This window comes from Marinagarivorans sp. (genome assembly GCF_982758155.1).
This window is the reverse complement of record NZ_CEXWTU010000053.1, coordinates 1-24,166: the sequence shown is the minus strand read 5'-3', so window position 1 is coordinate 24,166 and position 24,166 is coordinate 1. Positions and strand designations below refer to the sequence as shown.

Sequence of the window (24,166 nt, the reverse complement as noted above, 5' to 3'; positions counted from 1 at the left end):
AGCAAGCCCAGACCATAAAATATTAAACGCCCAAGCCAATGGAAACAAAGCTATGTCACTAAGTGGAGTAAAACTTAGCGGAATCCAAAATAAAAGCGCCGGCACAAACAATAAAGCGACCAAGGGCACAGCCAATACGTTCGCGAATGGCGACAACAAACTGGCAGGAAAACCTAACAACCACAAGGGAACGCAAAGCCCCACAGACAATAAACACTGCACTTTAACCGCAGTGAAAAGCCCTTGTTTAAAACGCTGATATCGTGAATCTGCAATTGAGCGCCCCGCCGTGCCGTCATACTTAGCCAATAAAAACGCCACTGCAACAAAAGACAGCCAAAAACCCGATTGCAACCACGCCAACGTTTCACCGACACTCACCAATAATAAGGCGATCGCCAACAAAGCCCAGCGCGAACAGCGTATGCCAATAGCCCACAAAATATTAACCAAAACAACGGCAATTAATGCTCGTTGCGTGGGCACAGAAAAACCCGCTAAAAGTGCATAGCCCGATGATAATGCCATTGCAAACAACGGCGGAAATAAGCGATATGGATTCGCAGAGCGCAGCCAACCAGCCCCAAGTAACAAACGTACGCCCAATGCCGCCAAAGCAAAACCCAACGCCGCAACAAGGCCAACATGCAAACCTGAAATCGCCATTAAATGCACGGTTCCCGTCGCCTGCAAAACATGCCAATCATCGACCGTTAGCGCTTGGCGATCCCCCATTAATAGCGCGGTAAAAAAACGATGAGCAGGTTCAGCCGCTATTGCCTGCATGGCGCCACGAAGATGTTCACGAAAAACCCGCAGTAGCGATGGAGGCGTAGCCCCCACTAAAGTAGCCTCTGATTTCGTGGCCACGTAACCGGTGGCTTGAAACCCCTGCCCCAGCAACCAAACACCATAATCAAAGCCACCGGGGTTAATCATTCCACGAGGGCGTCGTAAAATAGCTTCAACCTGCCACTGCTGGCCAACAGCAAGTTCCGGTGGTGAATACCAAGCCAGGCGTAAACGCTTTCCCATCAGTGACTGCGTCGCACCCTTATCTGCATTAGAATGATCAAGAACCACTGCACTGAACTGCGCGCGAAGAGAAGAGGTCAGCTGAAGAGACTCCACCTGCACAGAAAGCGAGTGTTTTGTTTTATCGAGTGAATGCGGTAATTGAGCTGAAACCAAGGTTTCTAGTCGCCAACTACCTAAACCGGCAGCCAGCGAAAAAAGCACCAATAGTTGACTCGCCGTTGATAATAATTTGAGCGCGAATGTGGGCTGCATAGGCACAGACGCCCGGGCACGCTGGCAGTAGCTAACAGTCAACCACCCCACGAAAAAGATTAAAGCGAGTAACCACCAAAAACGGGGCAGCTCGTCATATAAAACCACGTGCCCCATCCCCGCAGCAACAACAGCAACCCTATGCATATTCACACTCCTTTGTGTCTATCAATATCCAGCCCAACCTAGGCCGTAAACTATAAAGCTAGCTGCTGCTTCGCTTTAACGGCATAATAACGCCCCAACCGGAGGGCTATCGCAGCGCCTCATCTATACTAAAAGCTTGATGTACTAGCGCGTAAACGATAATGCCAAGGAAGTTTTTAAAACGATGGTCACCTGACCCCAAAGCCCTCAAAAACAGCTCAAGGCTTCGTTTTTTGGGCGTACTATTGCACGACCCTAACCTTTTCCACCTGACACGCCACTCTGTTTCCAGTGCCTTTCTTATTGGTTTAGTCATTTGCTTTTTGCCTATTCCTATCGGCCATATTCCTTTAGTGGCTGTCGCGTCTTTGTGGTTTCGCTGCAATTTACCCATTGCACTTGCACTTGTGATGATCAGCAACCCACTAACCTTCCCTTTCATTTATTACGCGGCTTACATCGCTGGCTGTTGGATTTTACAAATCCCCATCGAGTCCTTTCATTTTCACGCTTCGTGGGAATGGTTTAGAAGCTTTTTTTTAGAAGCATGGAAACCCTTTTTAGTGGGCACACTCGCTTTTGGTATTGGCTCAGGCGGCTTGAGCTATCTCATTATCCAGTGGGTATGGCGCTGGCAAGTCATTGCCCGTTGGCGTACGCGTAAGAGACGAGGAAACAATATTTAATCCACTAATACTTGATCTCGACCTCCTTACCTTCGTTGCTCAAAGCTTTACATGCCCCGGCATGCGCCCCTTTAAACGCCTCGATAAGAAAGCCGGTCTCTTCGTCTAATTGGACAAACTATTATTGCCTCGCCCCTAAAAACAAAAAAAAGGGCTCCTTATAACAAGAAGCCCCTTACCGCTACGCATACCGTTTTAGTAACTCTTAACCACTTTTACCACATCAGTCACTGCCCCCGCAGCAACATAAGCAATCGCAGATGGATCAGACGCCACTATAGGAGAGAGGAAACAATATTTCGCCCGCGCATGCGAAGCATGTAACGCTTTGAGCAACGCGGTTGAGGAAGCAGGAGGCAGGAGGCAGGAGGCAAGTATTATTAGATGAAATATTTTTTCCTAGGCCCTATGACATCGCTAGCTATTCATAACGCAAGGTTTCGGCTGGGTTAACTCGGCTCGCGCGCCAAGCAGGGTAAAGTGTTGCCAACAGGCACAGCACAATGGCAGTGGTAACCACTTGCAGTATGTCCTCCCAACGAATATCCGTAGGTAAATAAGTCAGCGGGTAAACATCGGATTTTAAAAACTGGACACCTAACAACTGCTCTAACAGGCGTACAAGGTCGCCAACAACGAAGGATAGAGCAATACCTAAAATCGCACCTAGCAACGCGCCCACAATACCAATTACCGTTCCCTGCACAATAAACACCGCCATAATCTCGCGCGTGCTAGCACCCAACGTTCTTAATATAGCAATGGCACCTTGCTTTTCAACCACCACCATAATCAAGGTGGAGACCACGTTAAACGCCGCAATACCCACAATCAGTGACATCAGCAAGCCCACTAAGCGCTTTGACATATGGATTGCGTGGTAAAGGTTGCCATGTGTACTCAGCCAGCTATTACCGTAATAGCCACGACCAAGATCCATAATCACCTGCCAAAGAATATCGTGAGCATCGAACAGGTTATCCAGTTTTAACCGCATACCAGTAACCTGGCCGTCCAGTGTCAGTGTTTGCGCTTTTTCGAGATTCATTAGCGCTAACTTGGTGTCCACTTCGGTCTGTGTTGTGATTACAGCGGCAACATCAACATACGTAATACTGGGTGGCGCACGCGGGTTTTGGTTGTCCGGCACAATAACCATAACGCTATCGCCAGCTTTTACAGCTAACTTTTCGGCAATACCAGCACCCAAGATAATTTGATCACTGTTTGTTTCTAACGCAGCCAATGCATCCTCAGAAAGATATTGAGCAATATCCGAAACATGGCGCTCGGCGCTTGGCGCTATACCGTAAATAGCAACGGGCTCCGCTCTATTTGCGACTCCGACTAACGCTCTGACTTCAACAAAGGGCGAAGCCGCCACGACATGGGGGTAACCTTCAAGCCTTTTTTTTAAGGCTGGCCAATCTTCAACACCTTCGCGGTGATACACCGAAGCCTGCGGCAATAAGCTCAAAATTTTCTCGCGCAGCTCGCGATCAAAGCCATTCATAATGGATAAGACCACCACTAAAAGCCCTACCCCTACGATCAAGCCTGCCATGGACACGCGCGATAAAAACGCGACTAATAGATTTCGCTCACGGGCGCCAACATAGCGCAAACCAATAAACAGTGAAAAACGCGCAATAGGCAGTTTCATTCAGGCGCATCCAACACGGCCAAACAACCGTCTTTCAATTCCAATACTCTATCTAATTGGCGGGCAATGCTCATATCGTGTGTAACTACAACAAACGCGGTTGCCAGCTGCTGGCTAAGTTCCAACATCAATTCGCGAATGGCCATTGCGTTTTGACTATCAAGATTACCCGTCGGCTCATCCATCAATACACACGCAGGATCGCACACTAAAGCGCGAGCTACGGCAACGCGCTGACGTTCACCGCCCGATAACTCGCTGGGTTTATGCCGTAAACGCGCCGTCAACCCCACCCGTGCTAACAGTTGCTCGGCCTTTTGATAAGCCTTTTTTTTGGGTTGATTGGCGATAAGCAGCGGCATCGCTACATTTTCGAGCGCCGTAAATTCCCCCAGCAAATGGTGAAATTGATAAACAAAACCTAGGCTATGGTTACGAATTCGTCCGCGCGCGTTTTCGCTAAGTGCAGAAAAGGGTTCGCCATTAATTTGCACAATACCGGCGCTGGGGCGATCTAACCCCCCAAGAATATTCAATAGCGTCGATTTACCAGCACCAGAAGCGCCAACAATGGCTGTTTGCGTAGAGGGCATCAACTGTAGATCCAAGCCCTTAAGCACCTCAACTTGTAATGCTCCCTGGCCATATGTTTTGGCAACACCTTGGCATTCTAAAACTGCAGTCATGCATTCAACCTATTGATTAATCAACCCACTGCCGAATGACGTGGGGAAATAAGGGACGATTTAAATGTTGTAGCGTAAAGCTTCCGCTGGAGCGATCTGGCTAGCCCGGTAAGCGGGGTAAGCGCTAGCAATAATACTCACCACCAATGCGCCAGCACAAACAACAAGGCTGTCGTGCAAGCGCCACTCCGACGGTAAGCGCGTAACAAAGTACACGCTAGGGTCAAAGACCTGAACATTAAAAAATTGCTCTAGAAAAGCGACCGCATCAGAAATATAAAGCGCACCTAAAATACCGCATATAGCGCCTAGCCCAACCCCAACAACACCCAATGTAAGCCCTTGCACCATAAAAATCGCTACAACACCTCGCGACGTTAACCCCATAGTCCGCAAGACGGCAATATCACTGCGTTTCTCAGCAATCATCATGACTAAGCTCGTCACTATATTAAACGCCGCAACCGCGACAATAATACCGAGCAAAAAACCTACGACGGTTTTTTCCATTTTTACCGCTTGAAATAAGTGCCCTTGGGTTTGACTCCAATCTTGGGTCACAACGGGCCGCCCAATATTTTTAGCCATATGCGACAACACTTGAGGCGCATTGTAGATATCGTCGGTTTTAACCCGCAGCCCTTGGCTTTTATTCCCCAAACGCAATAACTTTTGGCCATCGCGTAAGTGAATCATCACCATAGACTGATCACTTTGCGCACCAGTATCAAATATACCCGCGACGGTAAAGCGGCGGCTGCGCGGGAAAACACCCGCTGGAGTCACCGCCACCTCAGGCAGTGTTAAGGTGATTTTATCGCCAAGACTTACCCCCAAAAAGCGTGCCAGCAGCCCACCCATTAACATACGATATTCACCACCGCGCAGAGCATTCATCTGCCCCTGCGACATGAAATCTTGTACATCAGACACCGACGGTTCGAAGACAGGGTCAACCCCCACCACACTCACGCCGCGCGCATTACCGGCATAGGTTAACAAGCCATTGGTTTGCACATAAGGCGCCAAACCGACTAGGTTCGGGGTGTCGTGCAATAAAGCCATTAGTGCTTCAGGATCGGCAAGACCGTTTTCGGGTTGAATAAAACCATGCGGTACTGTGCGTAAAATGCGCTCTTTTAGCTCGCGATCAAAGCCGTTCATTACTGAAAGCACTACAATCAATGCGAAAACACCCAGCGCCATACCTAAAAAAGCAAATAGGCTAACGAAGGATATAAAAGCATTACTGCGCTTGGCGCGTAGGTAACGAAGTCCAATGACAATAGGGAGAGTATTTTGCATGGGCGCATTAGACCCAATAAACAGCGCCACCACAAGCCTCACCATGCCTCGTAGCGATTGAAGCTGGTCTATCCTAAATGAAGACCCAATCACGAGCCGTTGAAAGGTAACCCATGAACCAAGAAGCACACGATCGACGAGAGTTCTTCCGCATTGATGATGATGTGATTTTTGATGTACATCCCGTTGACGCGCAAACGGCACAACATATAGCCGCTATTGATGTCACCAGCGAAGGCCCCTCTTGGCATGTACTCGAAGCGCTGGCGGCTATTGATCACAAAACGCAGCAAGCAGCCAGCGTTATTGCTGGCAAGCAACCCGGCGTTGCGAGCTACTTAAAGCTGCTGAATGATAAAATCGACTTGCTCGCCCGGCATACCGTATTTAGTAGCTACAAGCATTTGCCCAAGACCCGCATTAGCCTGAGCCAAGACGGCATTGCCTTTAAAAGCCCACGTATGCTTTATAAAAACAGTTTTGTCGTTTTGAGAATCATTTTTTTACCTCAATTCACCCCCGTGATAACCTTTGCACAAATTATTCGTTGCGAAAGTCGCGACAATAGTTATAACGTAGCCGCTAAGTTTTATCGCCTTGAGGCGACGCAACAGCAAGTAATAGCCAAAGCACTAACAAAAGCCCAGCAACAGGCTTAATGTATGACCTAATTAGGAGCCAATATGAAACGCACTCTCAGCATTTTAGCCAGCCTTACCCTTTGTGCTGGACTGTACACCCCAGCAGCATTCAGTGAGACAGTCACGATTCCTTTAGGTAAACAAGGCGACTACTGGAATGTCCAACGCCCAAGTACTGGCGCAAGCAAAGATCAGGTCTCAGCACAATATGGTGAACCACTTGCGCGTACCGGCCCCGTTGGCGACCCCGCTATTTACACCTGGGAATACGAAAATTTTAAAGTGTATTTTGAAGGTGAGCATGTTATCCACTCAGTGGTTCTTGCTCAGTAAAATAGCTCGTAGAGGTCATGCACTGTCTCCCCGTCTTAGCCTTAGCGGCGAAGAAAAATTGCATTCTTACCAAAGCGCTTAAGGCGTGCATGCTCGCACATATGCATTTGTAGCAATAACGGTAAGAATGTAGAGATCGAGTATTAGTGGATACATATTTCCCTCCTCGCCTCTCAGCTAAGATTCCACCTAACTGCCAACCGAATCAAAGGTCTTTAGCCTGTGCCCGATGAACTCGAATTAATCCCCGGATTTCAGCTATTGGGCCAAGCATTAACACTGGCAGAAATTATTTTTTGCCTGCTTAGTTTAGCCAGTATGGTATTCGCCAAAGCCCTGGTTGAACGCTACAGCGGTAAAGCGCCCGCGCCTAAACGTGCACTTCGTGTCGCGCTAATTCGAGGGGTGTGCCTAGCGGCTATCTCCGCCATTATGTACGCCGAAGTTCCCGCCGAGCTAAGCCAGCAATACGGCCTAGTCACGGCCCTTGCCATTGCAGCTAGTGTTTACCTCTGCTATCTCGGCAATTTCATTAGCGCTTATTTTATATTCAAACGTTTTGGCAAAAGCCGCACCATTGGTGAGCAAACCATTACAATCCCCACCTACCAAACACGTGCACTCTCCCTACTTGCCAGTCTTATTTTTATTATATTGGCCGTTGTCGCTATCGTTCAACAGCTAGGGTTTAGCAATTTACTGGAAGCCGGTGGCGTCATTGGTGTCATTGGTGTCATGCTCGCCTTAACCCAAGCATCCTGGGCACCCGATATTATTAGTGGGCTGATACTGCTTAACAGTGACATGATCGAAGAAGGTGACATTTTAGAACTGCCAAACGGCATGATTGCAGAAGTTTTTAAAACAAAAATGTTTCATACCGAACTTTTCGATATCGCACACAACAATCGCATTATGGTTCGCAATACCGCCTTGCGCGATCACACCCTGCGCAACCTATCGCGCTTTGCATCCAATAAAGGTTTGCGCGAATGTTTAAGCTTCAATATTGGCTATAACACGCCAGCAGAACAGGTTGAAAAGCTTTTTAATGATGTGGCCTTAATTGCCACAGATCAGCGTATCCCTTACGAGAGTGATCACGGGATGAAAGCCGTTTTATTAGAGACCGGCGACCACGCTTTAAAATGGGGACTCATATTCCACACTAAATCCCCTGCACGCTTAATTGATTTACGCAGAACCATTAACCAGCTCACTCAACGCTTGGCGCAAGAAGCCGGTATTAATCTAGCCACGCCACTAACGCACGACGTGGCATATCACAGGACTGAAACGCTTACTTCTTAGCCTTCAACTGTGCTTTAGCCGCAGCCATAATCACATCATTATCGACCCGGACTTTGTAGTTGGGCGCAACAAAGCTAAAGGTAACCAGACCTTTACTATTGACCAATAAGGCCGCGGGCACAGGGAGTAAATGGTGATCTTCGCCCGAACTTTCCTCTAAATTAACACCGAATGTTTTCATAGCCACGCTCATGGTTGTACCCACTTTAAACGCAAGCCCAAGCGCCTTAATCGCCGCTGCATCACTATCGGACAGCAAGGTATAACCTAGCTCATTCTTTTCGCCCGTTTTTTGTAGCTCTGAAGGTTTGTCGGGGCTGACAGCTATGATTTGAAAACCGAGATCCTTCAGCGGTTGTTCTATTTTTCGTAATTCCGATAAGTGCAAATTACAATAAGGGCACCACCCACCACGGTAAAAGACCAACAATGCGGGCTTGTCTTTGAAAAGTTTATGAAGCTTCACATTTTCTCCCGCAGGATTTTTCAATGTAAGCTTCGGCACCTTTTGCCCGATTAAAATTGGCCTGACATCGTCGGCACTGGTTGGCACCTCAGCCTCTTTAGCATGAACCAACGAGACCAACCCCATAGTACATACAAACCCAAGCGCCAGACCTCTTATACTCGCCATTAATGACCCGCTACTTATTACATTTAACATACAAAATTCCTGAATCTAAGTGGTTTTGTTAATATGGGACTGATGCCGCCACAACATTTATTCCCACGTTAACTAAAAACCCGAGAATACATCGGCTATCCTAATCCATTCAAAGGGAAAAAGGTTTCACAATTCTATGACATTAACTCTCAAAGGCATTGCTCGACGTAACCAGAAGCGCGCAGCCATGGAAACACTTACGCATTCATCCATTACGCAAACTGCAGGGATCGCTGGTGACTCTCGCGGAAAACCCTCCAAGCGACAAGTCACCGTTTTAAGTGCAGATAGCTGGCAAGTTATCGCATCACTTTACGGGCAACCCATCGACTGGCTCATTCGCCGAGCCAACCTATTGATTTCAGGCATCGTATTTAACCAAGATGATATCGGTAGCACGCTGACCATCGGCCAAGCCGTGCTAGAAATCACAAAAGAATGCGACCCGTGCTACCGAATGGGTGAGCAGGTTCAAGGGCTGCAAGAGCTACTTAAACCGGCATTCATGGCTGGTGTTTGCTGCAAGGTTATTCACGATGGTTACATCAAAGTAGGCGACACGGTAAAGCTCACTAAACCTCAGCAACAACCAAAGCTTATCTAATCTGATAGACGCGGAAGCAATATTTCACAGACTCACGCTCCGGCAACCTTTCCTAAGCCACTCCAAATCTTCCATCGTAGGCGTTTCTCTAATTAGAGACTCCAGCATCGATAAGAAGGCCGATGCCTTCACTTTATTGGATAAACGATTAAGATCTCGCCCTTAACGACGATTAATCTATCGCTTAGCTGGAGACAAGGCTTATCACGCGCGCAACAACACGGCATAATACTGAGCATCCTTTACAACATGATACTAGCAAAGGAGCGCGGCCCGCCTGCGCTCGTAACACGTAGAATAAGAGAGCACCCATGGGAAGAACATACGAGAACCGCAAAGCCTCGATGGCGAAAACCGGCGCCATGAAAACCAAGCTGTACTCTAAATACGGCAAAGAAATTTACGTTTGTGCCAAAAATGGCGGCTTTGACCCCAGCGCCAACCTCAGCTTGCGCCGCTTAATTGAAAAAGCCAAAAAAGAACAGGTGCCTAGTCACGTTATCGATAAAGCCATCGACAAAGCAAAAGGTGGCGGCGGCGAGGATTACATCACCGTTCGGTTTGAAGGCTTCGGGCCAGGCAACTGTATGGTTATCGTCGATTGCTTAACCGACAATAACAACCGCACTTTCGGCGATGTTCGCACCTGTTTCAACAAGGCAAAAGCCAAACTCGGAGCACAAGGTTCTGTTGCTCACATGTTCGACCATCAAGCCATCTTCAGCTTTAAACATGACGATGAAGACACGGTCCTAGAAGCATTGATGGAACACGATGTTGATGTCGCGGAAATTGAAAACCAAGATGGCGTAATTACAGTATTCGCCCCTCAAACTGACTTTTTTAAAGCCAAAACAGCACTTGCGGAATCCTTTCCTGACCTCACCATCGACGTGGAAGAAATCACATTTATTCCACAACTGCACACAGAACTCAAAGAAGAAGATGTCGAAGTGTTCGATAAGTTTATGGATATGCTAAACGACTGCGATGACGTTCAAGAGGTTTATCACAACGCTGAACTGCCGGATTAATCGCTAGAATGACAGGGCGGCTTCAGCTTAGAAGCCGCCCTTGCCCACTAAGCCTTCGCAATAGCCATCTGCTGTAATATTTGCCCCAATAGCGCCACAATTGCCTCTTTCGCCGAAACGCCTGCAGGCATACTAGATTGCAGTAATTGCCCAATCAAATGAATACTCTTCTCGCCATCAACCAGTGATAATACTTGACCGATAAACTCATGCCCCATTTCACATTCAAAGTTTATAGCGGGTACCGGTAAATGATGCATCACCAACCACGGAGGGGTTAACCACTCATCCAGATTACTGACCTCTGGAATGACATAAGCCACACTGCCTTTCTGGGCACTAAAAGTGAGTAATTGCTCATGATGAAAGCGGGCATTTAGCGGTGAAACCATATGAGCAATTTCATCGACACTCTGTTTATTGATCACAAAACCTGTCATTTCTGCAAAGTTTAAGATCTCCTCCGCCGAATACTTCATATCAAAGCTCACTTGGCGAGAATACAGCAATGGACCAGTATTAATCCAAGTACCGCCCGGCTTCAGTAGGTAGCTAACGACAGCGATTAAATCCTTAATATCCCCCCCCGTTACATCCAGCAACCAAGAGGTGACAATCGTATCAACACTTGATTCGTGCATCGGCATATTCCACACGTCAGCACCTAACGCAAACCACTGACCACGTAGATTATCAGAATCCGTAGGTGGGACCATCTGCCAAGATTTAGAGAATGGGTAGCCCACCTGAGGGTAGGTATAGAGTTCAGGCAATGATATGTTTTTTCGATCTTTAATTAAGTTATGCGCACATGTTAGCAAAAAAGGGTTGATGTCCGACGCTATCGTTAGCTGAGGCTTTAAGGCCTCGTGTAGATCCCAACTTAAACGCCCTGCGCCAGCACCAAGAACCAACATTCTTTCAGGCTTAGGGCTGTCCCACACATCCAATACGCGTTTTAAGTTAGCATCATTCGCATTGGTTTCAAAATACGGGCTAGGCTCATTATCCCAAGCCCAATCCCGCAAAATATGGTGGTAATATTCGGTTGGATTTTCAACGGTTGTTTGCTCAAAGTGCTCATCCCGCTGAGCAACCAAGCCACCCTCACTAAATTGCGAAAGAATGACATTCAGACTCTCTTCCATTGAAGCCCGAGCTTCCCCTAATCGATTACGCGTTAAAGCAGATATATCGTAACCCTCCAACAAATAGTCTAAATTGCCGAGCGCCTCACTGCCTTGCGCCTCCATCATCGCCATTTGATGTTGCCACAACTTCTTTTGATTAATGCCGGATGTAAAAACGCAGGGTATATCCCCCAAAGAGAAAAACTCGCTTTTACAGCCATCACACTGCACACCATTAATATCTTTTGCACAAACAGGACAAATAAGAATACCTGCTGGAAAATTAAAGCCTGCTGCTGTCGTCATAAGATGCCTAATTACAATTAGAGATTAATTACCCGTAGATTAACAAAAAAAGCCCCACTACAAAAATTGTAGCGGGGCTTTTTCAAGGTGTTTCTACCAATCAGTACTTATAAGTAATACTTAAGAAAGTAAGCCCGTATTGCCGCCAGCGGCACCCCCAAAACTTACAACAGAACTATCGACACCTAAGCCTCTAGCAACATCGGCATGGAAATCACGCGAGGTTGCACCAGTACTCATTGATGAGAACCCACCCTTAAAGCCTGAAAGATTCGTTGCTAGCAGGAATGGCGCATTGGTAGAAGCATGCGACAAGCCATTACCGAAACAACTCACTTGGCAAAAAGCAGTGCTATCAATAAGTGAGTTGCCGTTGGAATCCATTGTATCGGTCAACTTTTTAATAAAGTAAGCCGGGACTTCGAACTTATCTGTCATCATTTGATTCCACACAGAAGCACCACCAGAGTGTGCTGCACTGTGGCCATCAAAGCCACGATAAGTCCAGCCAGTGCCCTGATGGGTTCCAATCTGGAGCACACCGACACGTGTTAAATCGCATTTAAACGCTGCAACAATAACATCTGCTTGCAGCTTGGCATGTTCGACCATACCGGCATTTGAGGAGTCGTCATAACCACCAGGGATATTGGGCTTACACGCGTTAAGATCAGGCGCTTCCGCAGTAGATTGCTCCGTAATACGCCGCTCTATCGCTTCAATCGCAGAGAAATGTGTATTTAAACGTTCATATTCCGCAGAGCTTAACTTATTCTTAATGTTTTCAATAGCACGCTTTTGAGCCACAAAGGACTTTTTATAAGTATCATCCGTTCCAACTTCCGGCAGCGCACCAAAAAATTTACTGAGCGCCTGCTGCGGATCATCAATCGGAGTACCTTCACCAATAACCACTCCTGGGCCTACGCCAGAATCAGTAGCATTTGACCCTAAAAATATTGTAGAGAAGTAACTACTTGGCCCTAATATCGGCCCCAACTTTCCATCTGCGGTAGTGCCAGGAGAATAGTTACCGCCCAGTGCTTGACGTGCACCACCATGACCTGCAACTTCAGTATCAATACCGCGGAAATGTGAAATACCAGCAACATTATGGCTTTGAGGGCCATAATGATACGAAGAGCCACCCATGTTCGAAGCCGAACTAGGCCTCCAGTCTGATGGCGAACCACTGTGAATGTAGCAGTAAACTACACGTTTGGGGCTTTCTTGAGCTTGCGCATAACGGGCAGTCATTACACCACCAAGCAAACTCGAATAGCGCAAAGTCGAAGATGCAACGCCCGACTTTGCAACAAGATCTAAAAAGCTGCGTCGCGCTTTTTGATTCTGACGATTCTGAGACTCAACCGCTTTTTCACTTGGCAATTGTGTTTTGTTTAAAATTTTCATAGAAATAACCTTCTGTGGTTATTGCAGCGGAGAAACGAGTTCTCCACTGCAACACATATTATTTACGGAATCGGAAAGCATCAGACATAACAATCGCTTTAACCACATCACGAGGACTCTTAGACTGAGAATATGCAACCTCTAGTTCATCCTGCATACAAGCAAACTCAGAGGCCTGATCATCAGTCACCCCGTCGGTTTCAGCAGGATCCAAATATGCGCGATTTAAAGTATAACCAAGAGCATAGCGCGTTGACTTCTCAATTAAACACGCCCCAATTCCCGGCAAATTATTTTCCACAATCACTTCTCCCAGATTTTTGGCGCCACTAAAGAGTAAACCATCACCAACTAATTTCGCGGCATCAGCCTCTTCGTAAGATAGTGATCCAACAGCATCATAGGCATACAAATAGCTTCCATCATTCACAGCATCAACAGAAAGGTTACTTGTCCCCTGAGGTACCGCCACATCGTTAACCAGAGTCAGGCCATCTTGAACAATTCGACCAGCCACAACGGGGCGCAAACGGCCCACATTATCAAAATCATCCATACCAAAAAGGGGGTTAATCAACGCGTTATGGCAAGTTGCGCACGATGCTCCTGGGATATTCGTTTGAATGTCATACCATTTCTCAGTCGTAATGCTGCCCTCGCTAAGACGCTGCTTCGCTAACAATGCAGCTTCATCTCGAGCATCTGAGTCAGGTAAATTGGTCGGCAACGGGATAGCCTGACACAAAACATCTTGACGAAAGTGCGCAGACCGCTGAATCGGTGAGGTGTAATCCATATGGGCGTTGTAGGCCATAAATCCACCCGAGGCAATAACACCACCACGGCGCGTATCTGCAGTATCAACAAAGGCGAAATTGCCATGTGAAGAGCCTCCTTGACCAGGCATTCCGTAGAAGGCGGCAAGAGTACTATCCAAAAAGGTGTACTCACCACTGTAAATACCTGGGAAGTTACCGTTATAAAACGCGTGTTTATAGATTTCGCGTATTTCTTGCATCATCGACGTTCTAACGTCACGTGTAAATGCATCGTTATTACGCGTTTTACTTGTCAAGCCGTCGGTGCGGAACCACTTACCCGCAAGACGTTCGACATGAGCAATACCAAGCGGTGAATCAATCAACTCATCAACATGTGCCTCACGACTGGCCACATCAACTAGTTCACCACCTACCGCTGCATCAAGTAAGATTTTTGACGGCCCCGAACCAGTTAGGGCAAAAGAAAGAGCTGAAGCATACTCGTAAGGGTCTAGAGCATAAGCTGATTGATCTGCAGCCATTAACTTCACGACATCGTCCTGTACGGGCTCTGATGTGCCCAACACCCCCAAAGACAATTTAGAAATTTCAATCGGTAGTGCAGTGTAATCATTATTTACATTTGCGTTATGCAAGAAATAAACACTTCCACCAGATGCTACATCGACATTAAGGTAGTAGGTTCGAAAGCCTGTGTGATCAATTGTGAGCTCCTCTATAGTTGCATCCTGACCGTTGGCAGAAGAACCAATTGTCAATATTGGCCAAAAACCTCTATCGCTCTGAGCGCCTTTAACAGTTAAAGCAATAAGATCATTGCCAGTCCACTCATAACGCGCGGTAGAACCACCTGAAACGGTTAGGCGCGTGTAACGCTCAATCGACAAATCGTCAAGAACTGTAGGGGCACCCTGAAAATCAAAATCAGTACCAGGAGCAACCACAGGGTTAGCTAGTAATTCAGAAACCTTTGTTCCCAACTCCGAGCGATAAAGGAAGTTAGGTGACATTAGTACCGTCGTTAACGCCCAACGCAAACCAGATTCCACATCTGCGGCACCCACAAAGATATCCGTAATTTCAGCCTGCTCTTCGTCATTTAATGCACGTCGGTAAGCAACATAAGCAAATTCGGTAATAAAGTCATTTGCGCAAGAAACGGCATCATCACAAGAAAATGGTAATACTCCAGGAGTAGACATAGCCCAGTCAACGACTTCATTGGTATTGTCGTAAAAGGTATTTAGTCGTTGCTCACCAAGTTCAATACTTAAATGGTTTGGCAGTCTCGCCACCAGAGCATCTAAACCACCCTTAGCTGGCGATGAATAATCCACACTTAATGGCTCACTAAAAAGTTTAGCTAAAGAATTATTGTATTCATAAGATGTTAATACATGCAACGCGCGCTTACCGTAATGCACATCGTTAGGGTTTTCACATGAAGCCGCAACGGCACTCTCGCCCTTTATACCATCACGCAAAGACCAAATATAAGCAGCCGTATCATTAACACACTGCTCACCACAGCTTGCAGGAGCCATTTGAGCACCAATGAATGCTGCAAGGGCATTGATGGAATTACCGTCGTAGCCAGCGGAAGTCATCGGGCTACCAAGATCATCAGGGTCGACAGCGCCAATTTTCGCATCATCGCCACTGCCGCCAAAATACCCATCATTATCAGTATCGCTATGGCATCCAGCACAATTTGTGCCAAACGCACCCTTCCCTGCAATAGCATTACCATTAAATGAAGGCGCAGAAGAAGCCACACTCGAAGAGCTACTAACGACAACTGAACTACTCGAAACAACCGTGGTTTCACTAGAGCTTGATTGCACGCTGTTAGACGACACTGTTTCTGAACTGCTTGAACCTGTATCAACAGGACCAACGCAGGCACCTAATGTTGCCGACAGCAATCCTACCGTTAAAATTTTATTCATAGTGCTTCCTCATCTAGAGCTCCCAGAATGATCACCTGACGACACCGATAGACATTGGCGCGCCCTTTAAATAACAGGGAAATATTAACAAGAATATGGTGATTTATCCGTGATGAAGTTGGCAAGCATGTGGCTTTATGGCTGAAATAGCCCCACATGCCGAACAAACTGACAGAAATTTATTCCAAGTCAAAATGACTATCGATACCAGGAAATATCACCAAAAAAGAGAAGGCTTACTCCACTGAAGACACAGCAGATGAGGAGCGAAGATGCTGCAAGAAGCGTAACGATAAAAACTGAATAAAGCCAAAAATAATGAGCGTAAAAACAGCCCACTGAGCCGCAATCCAGCCAAAAAGCACAGGCGCCCACATCATTGTTGACATTAACGACTGCTGATAATAGAAAAACCAAGGGTTACCCGGTGGAAACACCCATTCATGCATCTGACTAAAGGCCTTTGTTGGACCAATCATAATCAGCGCCAACACGAAGATCCCCATCAACGCTAATAACGCCAAACATTGATGCAAAACAGAAGGGGGCCGCAATCGCGCTTTGTAATAATAGAACATCACAAACACCCAAATTAGCGCCGAAAAAACGAGCATCCACTCCACCTTATTCACCAAGTGAGCAACATCGTTAAGGTGAATCACCTCATCGTCTGTCAGCAAGGTTTGAGTCGGGTGGTTTGGTACCGTATAGATAATCGATTCCAACCCGTCACCATCATGATGAACGGCATAATTAATTTGCTGGAACAACTGCTCGCGCTGCTCTTTAGTGGTATCAGCAAAGCCCGTACGATAATAATTTTCTGGGCCAAAGCGCTCAATAGCATCACCAATGCCGCCCACGTCATGCCATAGCCCATAGGAAAAGTCGAGCTGATACAACACCACCCACGATAAACCAAATGCCAGAAAACAGCTGGTTAACGCAAATGTAACGGCGGACAATAATTCTTTAACGAGCGAATTCACAACAGACCTCGGCGGCAGTCATCAAATAAAAAAGGGAGATAGTATTATTTCAGTATGCAATTTTTTGCATAATCAGAAGCTTCATTCATACTCCAGTCGCCCTTAGGCTTACCTTCAAGGTTTTCACACCAACGCTCACTTCCCACTTTGGCACAGCCCGCCAACGAAACAACCAACGCAACCAGCAAATACTTTTTCACACCCTACCCCCAAAAAAGACAGAATAATAATTAAAATAACAAAGAAGCCTATTTGCCACCAAAGCCGCCCAGATCGCAAGGCGCAAGTTAACATTTAGACCATTTACTACTCGTAAAAAGTGCAATCAAATCAAGGGACATAAAAAAGGAGGCCGCGCCCCCTTTTTTGTCAACCTCTCGTGCTAACCGGCAAAACGGTTTTCAATACGACCAGCCACATCAACACGCACAGAGAAAACAGAACCCGAATCAGGAAACTGAGCCAACTCTTCATCAGGCCGACCACCAACAGTCGTTATATAGAGTGTTTTTAGATCACCGCCACCAAAAGCCACCATAGTCGGGCATTTAGCAGGCACTATAATCTCCTGAACAATTTCGCCTTGAGGGCTAACACGTACAACTCGGCCACCTTCATACAGGGCACTCCAGTAGAAACCCTCACTATCAACAGAAGCTCCATCGGGCCGACCATTACCAAGAGGGAATTGATGCAATACAGAACAATTACTCACCTCACCGGACTCCAAATCAAAATCGCACCGGCTAATAGCGTGGCTTGGCGTATCCGCATAATAAAAAGTTCTATTATCAGGGCTGAACGCAATACCATTAGCCGTCAACAAATCTTTAATCCACTTCTTCACATCACCATTCGAGCTTAAAGAATAGATACTCGCGCCACCGTAATCTTTGGGCGGATAGACGCTACCCGTAAACAAACGTCCTTTATCATCACAACGACCATCATTAAAGCGGTTTTTATCCATACCCTCTTCAGGGTCTGCTATAAAAGTACGCTCGATGTTCCAGCCATCAATTGTGTAAAGGCCCGTTCGCATTGCCAATACAAACCCACCTTTTTCTCGCAACGAGAAGCAGCCAATCTCTTCATCAAACTGCAAAAAAGTATCTTCACCGGTCTTCGGGTCAAGGCGATGAAGCTGACCAGCATTAATATCCAACCAATACAAAACCTGCTCTTTCTCATCCCAACGTGGGCACTCGCCTAGGCTAGCTTTAATTTTAAGGGCGACTTCAACTTGACTCATAAGACTCTACTCTTCAATAACTGGCGCGCTACAGCACCGATAGATTCATGCCGAAACAACATCAAATATCGGCTTATTTAAGGCAGGCATGATCGCACAAACCCTATTCAGGCGCCATAAGCGAGCCCGAGGTACGCTCAAAGCACAAACTACGGGCCAAAAAAAAGGCCGCTACAATAAATGTAGCGGCCCAAACTCACAGAACCTATTTCGTAGGCTTGACCCATCCTTTTGGTCAATCGTCCCTGTCATCCATGGCGCACAGTTTAAAAAATACTCACGAAAGGTAATAGGCGACATCTTGAGCACAAGTTGTAAGACATTGACCACAAAGAGCAGAGTCTAATAAACACCACCATTGCGCCCAAACTTAATGACCAAGTAAGTTTTGCTCACGGTCCTCGACGTACCTGAGCAATAATATCCAAATCAAGCACGACCCAAATAAACCACTTAGGAGCAACCATGAAAAATCTCATCCTTAGCCTAATTTCAGTAACAGCCCTCACAGCATTAATTGGCTGCGGCGAAAAAGACACCACCAATACTGCCGATGCAACCAAATCAGTCGCCGAGAAAGCCGACGAAGCCGCTAGCCGTATTACAGCGGATGATGCCAAGAAATCCGCTGCGGCCGCAGAGGCAAAAGCACAAGCGGCAGCCGATGCAGCTGAAAAGAAAGCGAAAGAAGCGGCCAAAGCAGCAGAGAAAGCCGCGAAAGAAACCAAAGAAGGCGCGTCCAAACTGTTAAATTCGTTTAAAAACTAAAAACCCGTAAGGGTAAGCAATAATAGATTGTCCAATTAGCGAAGAAGCCTGCAGGGAAGCAGGCCGAAAGAATACACCAAGGCAGAAGCATGACATCGAAGAGCAATTACCGAGGCATGCAACACTTCCGGTAGCGAAGAGGAGGGGAAGAGAAAAGCCAGCATAGTGATAATGGCTTACCTCCTTGCCCCTCATTTCACCACCCAGCAGTACCAGTAGCCAACGCGGTGGGAGCCGTTACGCCAAAGCCTTAATGCCGCTCAACATCATTTTTGCACCCACCACAACTAACAGTAAAACAAAAAGCTTATCCAGCACCCCAGCTGATATTTTCTTACCTATGCGTGCGCCCATAGGCGCGAAAAATACCGTACACGGCAATATTACAACCAAAGCCGGCAGGTAAATCAGACCCACAGTACCAGCCGGGCGCCCTTCATCAACCGCCCCCAAAAATAGCATATTGAGAGACGCCATCAACGCCAAAACAAAACCCATCGCCGCCGACGTGCCAATAGCGTTATGCGTCCCCCGTCCCTGAGCCTTCAGCAATGGAACACTTAAGGTACCGCCGCCAACTCCCGCCAATGTCGACACACCTCCAATACCAAACACACACAACAATGCTGCCGCGCGCACAGAAAATCGCTCAACCGAAGGCTCACTAGCGGGCTGCCTTCGCTTTTGAATCAACACGTTCAACAACGCAACAAGCCATAAAAACAAACCAAAGAAAACAATAAGTGAAGGCGTTCTGTAGTTTGCGACCAAAACACTGCCTAAAATTGCACCGCCAATTAATGGCAGCACCCAAACTTTCAGCAAATCAACATCAACATGACCTAAACGAGCATGCGCCAAAGCGGACGAAAAACCCGTTACCACTATAGTGAGTAACGATGTCGCAATCGACATACTCATGGCCAACTCTGCCGCCAATCCCATTCCTGTTAATACATAATAAACCGCTGGGACTATCACAACTCCGCCCCCCAGCCCAAATAACCCCGCAATTAGCCCTGCCAATATCGCTGGCATAAACAACGTCCCAAGCAATTCCACCCACTCCAGCACCACTGCAGACTCCTCCAAAAAGTTAACATCACGACTTATCAAGACCCAAACAATTCATCAAAAGATTAGAGCCGAGGTGATAATATATCCCTAATTGCTCATGGACAATTACCACCTTCTCACGTAAAATCCGGCGCCAAATCAGGCACTATTGAGCCGTTGCGTTTTGTGAAACAGGAATTGCCAGCTTGAACTTAAAAGCCAAGCTATTTGCAGACAAAAACTGTTGACTAAAATACGCTGATAACCAAATTTGATGAAAGCGAGGTGGAGCGCAAGTTGCACCTCGCTTTTTTGCAGCCCAAATTTTTTGCTACTACCTGCAGCGCAGTAGCAAAAAACAAACTGCACACACGCTTTCGTTTTAATTTTATAGAGGCTAGCAATAGCCACACCTGGAGGATCTCACGTTGACTACCCGGGCCTTAACCCCTGCCATTCTCGTCCTAGCAGACGGCAGTGTTTTCCGTGGCACCGCATTTGGTGCTGAAGGCATTTCCGTTGGTGAAGTCGTATTTAATACGGCCATTACTGGCTACCAAGAAATCTTAACCGACCCCTCCTATGCAGAGCAGATAGTCACCCTAACCTACCCCCACATTGGTAACGTTGGCACCAACGACGAAGACGAAGAGTGCGGGAAGATTTGGGCCAAAGGTTTGGTTATTAGAGACCTCCCCCTAATTGCGAGCAATTTTCGCAGCCAAGGCGACCTCGATAGCTACCTAAAAAAGCACAACATTCTGGGCATTGCTGATATCGACACCCGCCGCCTCACCCGTATTTTACGGGATAAAGGCGCGCAAAACGGCTGCATAATGACAGGCGCAGTTGATGAAGCCACCGCACTCAAAGCGGCGCAAGATTTTGGTGGCCTAAAAGGCATGGATCTAGCGAAAGAAGTGACCTGCAAAGAAGCCCACACATGGGATTCTGGCAGCTGGAAACTCGGCGAAGGCTTTGGCGGCCTGCCCGAAGGCGAGCGTTTTAAAGTAGTCGCCTATGATTTCGGCGCAAAAGCCAACATCCTGCGCATGCTAGTGGATCGCGGTTGCGAACTAACGGTTGTTCCCGCGCAAACGCCTGCCAGCGATGTCATAGCTATGAATCCCGACGGTGTATTTTTATCCAACGGACCTGGTGACCCAGAGCCCTGCACCTACGCTATCGAAGCGATTAAAACCCTACTTGATGCCAACCTCCCCATTTTTGGTATCTGCCTAGGGCATCAGCTACTGGCTTTGGCCAGTGGCGCAAAAACGCAAAAAATGAAGTTTGGCCACCATGGCGCTAACCACCCAGTGCAAGTCCTGGACACGGGCGAAGTCATGATTACCAGCCAAAACCATGGTTTTGCCGCTGACGAGACAAGCTTGCCGGCCAACTTGAAAGCCACACACAAGTCATTATTTGATAACTCGCTACAAGGTATTGAGCGCACCGACAAGCCCGCGTTTAGCTTTCAGGGCCACCCTGAAGCCAGCCCTGGCCCGCATGATGCTGCGCCCTTGTTTGATCACTTTATTGAATTAATGCAAGAAGCTAAAAAAGGCTAAGCATTAGCCTCGACACACCCAATGACTTCAGTTTAATCATTGGGTGTGTCACATAGCATCTACATAAAGCATCGACACATAACATAATTTTACGCAGGCGCCAGCCTCAACCATTACCGCCGGAACGAAGATACAACCATGCCAAAACGTACCGACCTTAAAAGTATATTAATTATTGGCGCAGGCCCCATTGTTATTGGCCAAGCCTGCGAATTTGACTATTCAGGTGCACAAGCCTGTAAAGCCCTTCGCGAAGAAGGCTACCGCGTTATCTTGGTGAACTCTAACCCAGCCACCATCATGACCGACCCTTCAATGGCCGACGCCACCTACATCGAACCCATCACCTGGGAAACTGTAGAAAAAATCATCGAAAAAGAACGCCCCGATGCAATTCTGCCCACCATGGGCGGCCAAACAGCACTTAATTGCGCCCTGGCCCTGCACGCAAACGGTGTTCTCGACAAATACAATGTCGAGCTAATTGGCGCAACCCAAGACGCTATCGACAAAGCCGAAGACCGTCAACGCTTCGACAAGGCCATGAAAAAAATCGGCCTCGATACCGCCCGCGCCTACATTGTGCACACAATGGAAGAAGCCCTAAAAGTTCCCAAAGAATTCGGTTTCCCCGTCATTATCCGCCCATCATTTACCATGGGTGGCTCAGGTGGCGGAATTGCCTACAACTGGGAAGAGTTCGAGGAAATTTGTACCCGTGGCCTCGATTTATCACCAACCAGCGAACTCCTCATTGACGAGAGTTTATTGGGCTGGAAAGAATACGAGATGGAAGTTGTTCGCGACAAAAACGACAACTGCATTATCGTTTGCTCTATCGAAAACTTCGACCCAATGGGCGTTCACACTGGCGACTCAATTACCGTAGCGCCAGCGCAAACACTGACCGACAAAGAATATCAAATCATGCGTAACGCCTCTTTGGCAGTACTGCGTGAAATCGGCGTTGAAACCGGCGGCTCTAACGTGCAGTTTTCGGTCAACCCTGTCGACGGCCGCATGGTAGTGATCGAGATGAACCCGCGCGTATCGCGCTCATCCGCACTCGCGTCCAAAGCTACAGGCTTCCCCATTGCTAAAATCGCCGCCAAATTGGCTGTAGGTTTTACTCTAGACGAACTGCAAAACGACATCACCGGCGGCGGCACCCCAGCATCGTTTGAGCCCACCATCGATTACGTCGTTACCAAAATCCCACGCTTCACCTTTGAAAAATTTGGCGATGCCGATGCACGCCTAACAACACAAATGAAGTCTGTTGGTGAAGTGATGGCGATTGGCCGCAACTTCCAAGAATCTCTCCAAAAAGCCCTCCGCGGCCTAGAAGTAGGTGTTTGCGGCTTAGAACCTCGCGTGAACCTTAACGACGAAGGCGCCATGCAAGAGATTCGTCAAGACTTAGCCACACCTGGCGCGCACCGGATTTGGTACGTCGGCGACGCCTTCCGCTCGGGCATGAGCGTTGAAGAAGTGTTTAATATTTCTAAAATTGACCCTTGGTTTTTGGTTCAGCTAGAAGAAATTGTCAAGCTTGAGCAAAGCTTAAGCTCTAAGCCGCTCAGCGAAATCGACGCTATTGCCATGTTCCAGCTAAAGCGCAAAGGTTTCTCTGACAAGCGCCTAGGCCAGCTGCTAGCCGTTAGCGAAAAGATGGTGCGCGATTACCGCCACAAACTCGATATCCACCCTGTCTATAAGCGTGTTGATACCTGTGCCGCCGAGTTTTCTACCTCAACGGCGTACATGTACTCTACCTACGACGAAGAATGCGAAGCCCTGCCCTCTACCAACGAAAAAATCATGGTACTAGGTGGCGGGCCCAACCGTATTGGCCAAGGTATTGAGTTCGACTACTGCTGCGTACACGCAGCACTTGCAGCGCGTGATGATGGCTTTGAAACCATCATGGTTAACTGCAACCCAGAAACCGTATCCACCGATTACGATACCTCTGACCGCCTGTATTTTGAGCCTGTCACACTTGAAGACGTACTCGAAATTGTTCACAAAGAAAAACCCAAAGGCGTAATCGTACAGTTTGGTGGCCAAACCCCGCTTAAAATTGCCCGCGCCCTCGAAGCTGAAGGCGTACCCATTATTGGTACCAGCCCAGAAGCCATCGACCGCGCCGAAGACCGTGAACGTTTCCAGCAAATGATCGAACGCTTAGGCCTTAAGCAACCGTCTAACGCTATTGTTCGCTCCACTGAAGAAGCCATCAGCCGTGCACCGGGTGTTGGGTATCCGTTGGTTGTTCGCCCCTCTTATGTTCTGGGCGGCCGCGCAATGGAGATTGTACACAACGAACAAGAACTTAAGCGCTACATGCGCGAAGCCGTGCAAGCCAGCGACGATGCCCCCGTTCTTCTGGACCATTTTTTGAACGCCGCCATCGAAGTCGATATCGACGCCGTATCAGACGGTACCGACGTAGTTATTGGCGGTATCATGCAGCATATTGAGCAGTGTGGCGTTCACTCGGGCGATTCAGCCTGCTCGCTACCGCCATACTCTTTAGCTGACGACGTGCAAGCCGAGATGCGCGAGCAAGTGCGCAAAATG

At 47.6% G+C, this 24,166-nt stretch carries 21 protein-coding genes; 9 read left to right on the top strand and 12 right to left on the bottom strand.

The genetic code is table 11. From position 1 onward, the window contains the following. The coding region (locus tag AC3A8L_RS08325; protein WP_487961776.1) for a ComEC/Rec2 family competence protein at positions 1 to 1,437 on the bottom strand (1,437 nt) is incomplete at its 3' end. 233 nt (positions 1,438 to 1,670) lie between these two features. Here AC3A8L_RS08325 and AC3A8L_RS08320 point away from each other — a divergent pair. After that, positions 1,671 to 2,123, top strand: coding sequence for a DUF2062 domain-containing protein (locus tag AC3A8L_RS08320; RefSeq protein WP_487961775.1), 453 nt, complete (start codon positions 1,671 to 1,673; stop codon positions 2,121 to 2,123). 421 nt (positions 2,124 to 2,544) lie between these two features. Here AC3A8L_RS08320 and AC3A8L_RS08315 read toward each other — a convergent pair whose 3' ends face one another. Genes AC3A8L_RS08315 through AC3A8L_RS08305 form a run of 3 tightly spaced genes read right to left on the bottom strand, consistent with a single transcriptional unit; the run spans position 2,545 to position 5,777 of the window. Next, positions 2,545 to 3,786, bottom strand: coding sequence for a lipoprotein-releasing ABC transporter permease subunit (locus tag AC3A8L_RS08315; RefSeq protein ID WP_487961774.1), 1,242 nt, complete (start codon positions 3,784 to 3,786; stop codon positions 2,545 to 2,547). Continuing rightward, positions 3,783 to 4,472 carry a lipoprotein-releasing ABC transporter ATP-binding protein LolD gene (lolD, locus tag AC3A8L_RS08310; RefSeq protein WP_487961773.1) on the bottom strand — a complete coding sequence of 230 codons (690 nt, stop codon included), beginning with the start codon at positions 4,470 to 4,472 and terminating at the stop codon, positions 3,783 to 3,785. The genes AC3A8L_RS08315 and lolD overlap by 4 nt, the downstream gene beginning before the upstream one ends. Positions 4,473 to 4,532: 60 nt before the next feature. Next, on the bottom strand, positions 4,533 to 5,777 hold the full coding sequence (locus AC3A8L_RS08305) for a lipoprotein-releasing ABC transporter permease subunit (protein ID WP_487961772.1): 1,245 nt from the start codon (positions 5,775 to 5,777) through the stop codon (positions 4,533 to 4,535). Between the two features lie 113 nt (positions 5,778 to 5,890). Between AC3A8L_RS08305 and AC3A8L_RS08300 the strand changes: the two genes are divergently transcribed. From AC3A8L_RS08300 to AC3A8L_RS08290, 3 genes are all read left to right on the top strand, one after another. After that, complete coding sequence (locus tag AC3A8L_RS08300) at positions 5,891 to 6,436, top strand: PilZ domain-containing protein (protein ID WP_487961771.1); 546 nt, start codon at positions 5,891 to 5,893, stop codon at positions 6,434 to 6,436. Between the two features lie 24 nt (positions 6,437 to 6,460). Beyond that, positions 6,461 to 6,751, top strand: coding sequence for a hypothetical protein (locus AC3A8L_RS08295; RefSeq protein ID WP_487961770.1), 291 nt, complete (start codon positions 6,461 to 6,463; stop codon positions 6,749 to 6,751). 222 nt (positions 6,752 to 6,973) lie between these two features. Then, positions 6,974 to 8,062, top strand: coding sequence for a mechanosensitive ion channel family protein (locus AC3A8L_RS08290; RefSeq protein ID WP_487961769.1), 1,089 nt, complete (start codon positions 6,974 to 6,976; stop codon positions 8,060 to 8,062). On the opposite strand, the gene AC3A8L_RS08285 is transcribed toward AC3A8L_RS08290, so the two are convergent. Continuing rightward, positions 8,052 to 8,726: a peroxiredoxin-like family protein gene (locus AC3A8L_RS08285; protein WP_487961768.1), complete on the bottom strand. Its 675-nt coding sequence runs from the start codon at positions 8,724 to 8,726 to the stop codon at positions 8,052 to 8,054. The genes AC3A8L_RS08290 and AC3A8L_RS08285 overlap by 11 nt on opposite strands. Positions 8,727 to 8,862: 136 nt before the next feature. Here AC3A8L_RS08285 and AC3A8L_RS08280 point away from each other — a divergent pair, with 136 nt between their 5' ends. Both AC3A8L_RS08280 and AC3A8L_RS08275 read left to right on the top strand, forming a co-directional pair. Next, positions 8,863 to 9,330 carry an MOSC domain-containing protein gene (locus AC3A8L_RS08280; protein WP_487961767.1) on the top strand — a complete coding sequence of 156 codons (468 nt, stop codon included), beginning with the start codon at positions 8,863 to 8,865 and terminating at the stop codon, positions 9,328 to 9,330. Between the two features lie 311 nt (positions 9,331 to 9,641). Next, complete coding sequence (locus tag AC3A8L_RS08275) at positions 9,642 to 10,364, top strand: YebC/PmpR family DNA-binding transcriptional regulator (protein WP_487961766.1); 723 nt, start codon at positions 9,642 to 9,644, stop codon at positions 10,362 to 10,364. Between the two features lie 47 nt (positions 10,365 to 10,411). Here the strand turns inward: AC3A8L_RS08275 and AC3A8L_RS08270 are convergent, their stop codons facing one another. The 6 genes from AC3A8L_RS08270 to AC3A8L_RS08245 form a co-directional block, all read right to left on the bottom strand. After that, on the bottom strand, positions 10,412 to 11,800 hold the full coding sequence (locus AC3A8L_RS08270; RefSeq protein ID WP_487961765.1) for a class I SAM-dependent methyltransferase: 1,389 nt from the start codon (positions 11,798 to 11,800) through the stop codon (positions 10,412 to 10,414). 120 nt (positions 11,801 to 11,920) lie between these two features. Then, entirely contained in the window at positions 11,921 to 13,213 is a 1,293-nt protein-coding gene (locus AC3A8L_RS08265) for a DUF1552 domain-containing protein (RefSeq protein ID WP_487961764.1), read from the bottom strand. Between the two features lie 58 nt (positions 13,214 to 13,271). Further along, entirely contained in the window at positions 13,272 to 15,944 is a 2,673-nt protein-coding gene (locus AC3A8L_RS08260; RefSeq protein ID WP_487961763.1) for a DUF1592 domain-containing protein, read from the bottom strand. Between the two features lie 236 nt (positions 15,945 to 16,180). Beyond that, positions 16,181 to 16,933: a lipoprotein intramolecular transacylase Lit gene (locus tag AC3A8L_RS08255; RefSeq protein ID WP_487961762.1), complete on the bottom strand. Its 753-nt coding sequence runs from the start codon at positions 16,931 to 16,933 to the stop codon at positions 16,181 to 16,183. Between the two features lie 44 nt (positions 16,934 to 16,977). Continuing rightward, positions 16,978 to 17,133 carry a DUF3012 domain-containing protein gene (locus AC3A8L_RS08250; RefSeq protein WP_487961761.1) on the bottom strand — a complete coding sequence of 52 codons (156 nt, stop codon included), beginning with the start codon at positions 17,131 to 17,133 and terminating at the stop codon, positions 16,978 to 16,980. 182 nt (positions 17,134 to 17,315) lie between these two features. Then, positions 17,316 to 18,185: an SMP-30/gluconolactonase/LRE family protein gene (locus AC3A8L_RS08245; RefSeq protein WP_487961760.1), complete on the bottom strand. Its 870-nt coding sequence runs from the start codon at positions 18,183 to 18,185 to the stop codon at positions 17,316 to 17,318. Between the two features lie 465 nt (positions 18,186 to 18,650). Here AC3A8L_RS08245 and AC3A8L_RS08240 point away from each other — a divergent pair, with 465 nt between their 5' ends. After that, entirely contained in the window at positions 18,651 to 18,953 is a 303-nt protein-coding gene (locus AC3A8L_RS08240; RefSeq protein ID WP_487961759.1) for a hypothetical protein, read from the top strand. 237 nt (positions 18,954 to 19,190) lie between these two features. Here the strand turns inward: AC3A8L_RS08240 and AC3A8L_RS08235 are convergent, their stop codons facing one another. After that, positions 19,191 to 20,069 carry a sulfite exporter TauE/SafE family protein gene (locus AC3A8L_RS08235; protein WP_487961758.1) on the bottom strand — a complete coding sequence of 293 codons (879 nt, stop codon included), beginning with the start codon at positions 20,067 to 20,069 and terminating at the stop codon, positions 19,191 to 19,193. A gap of 368 nt (positions 20,070 to 20,437) precedes the next feature. Here AC3A8L_RS08235 and carA point away from each other — a divergent pair, with 368 nt between their 5' ends. Together carA and carB are read left to right on the top strand one after the other, a co-directional pair. Then, positions 20,438 to 21,583, top strand: a complete 1,146-nt coding sequence (gene carA / locus AC3A8L_RS08230) for a glutamine-hydrolyzing carbamoyl-phosphate synthase small subunit (RefSeq protein ID WP_487961757.1) — start codon at positions 20,438 to 20,440, stop codon at positions 21,581 to 21,583. Positions 21,584 to 21,721: 138 nt separating this feature from the next. Then, on the top strand, positions 21,722 to 24,166 hold a 2,445-nt coding region (carB, locus tag AC3A8L_RS08225; protein ID WP_487961756.1), incomplete at its 3' end, for a carbamoyl-phosphate synthase large subunit.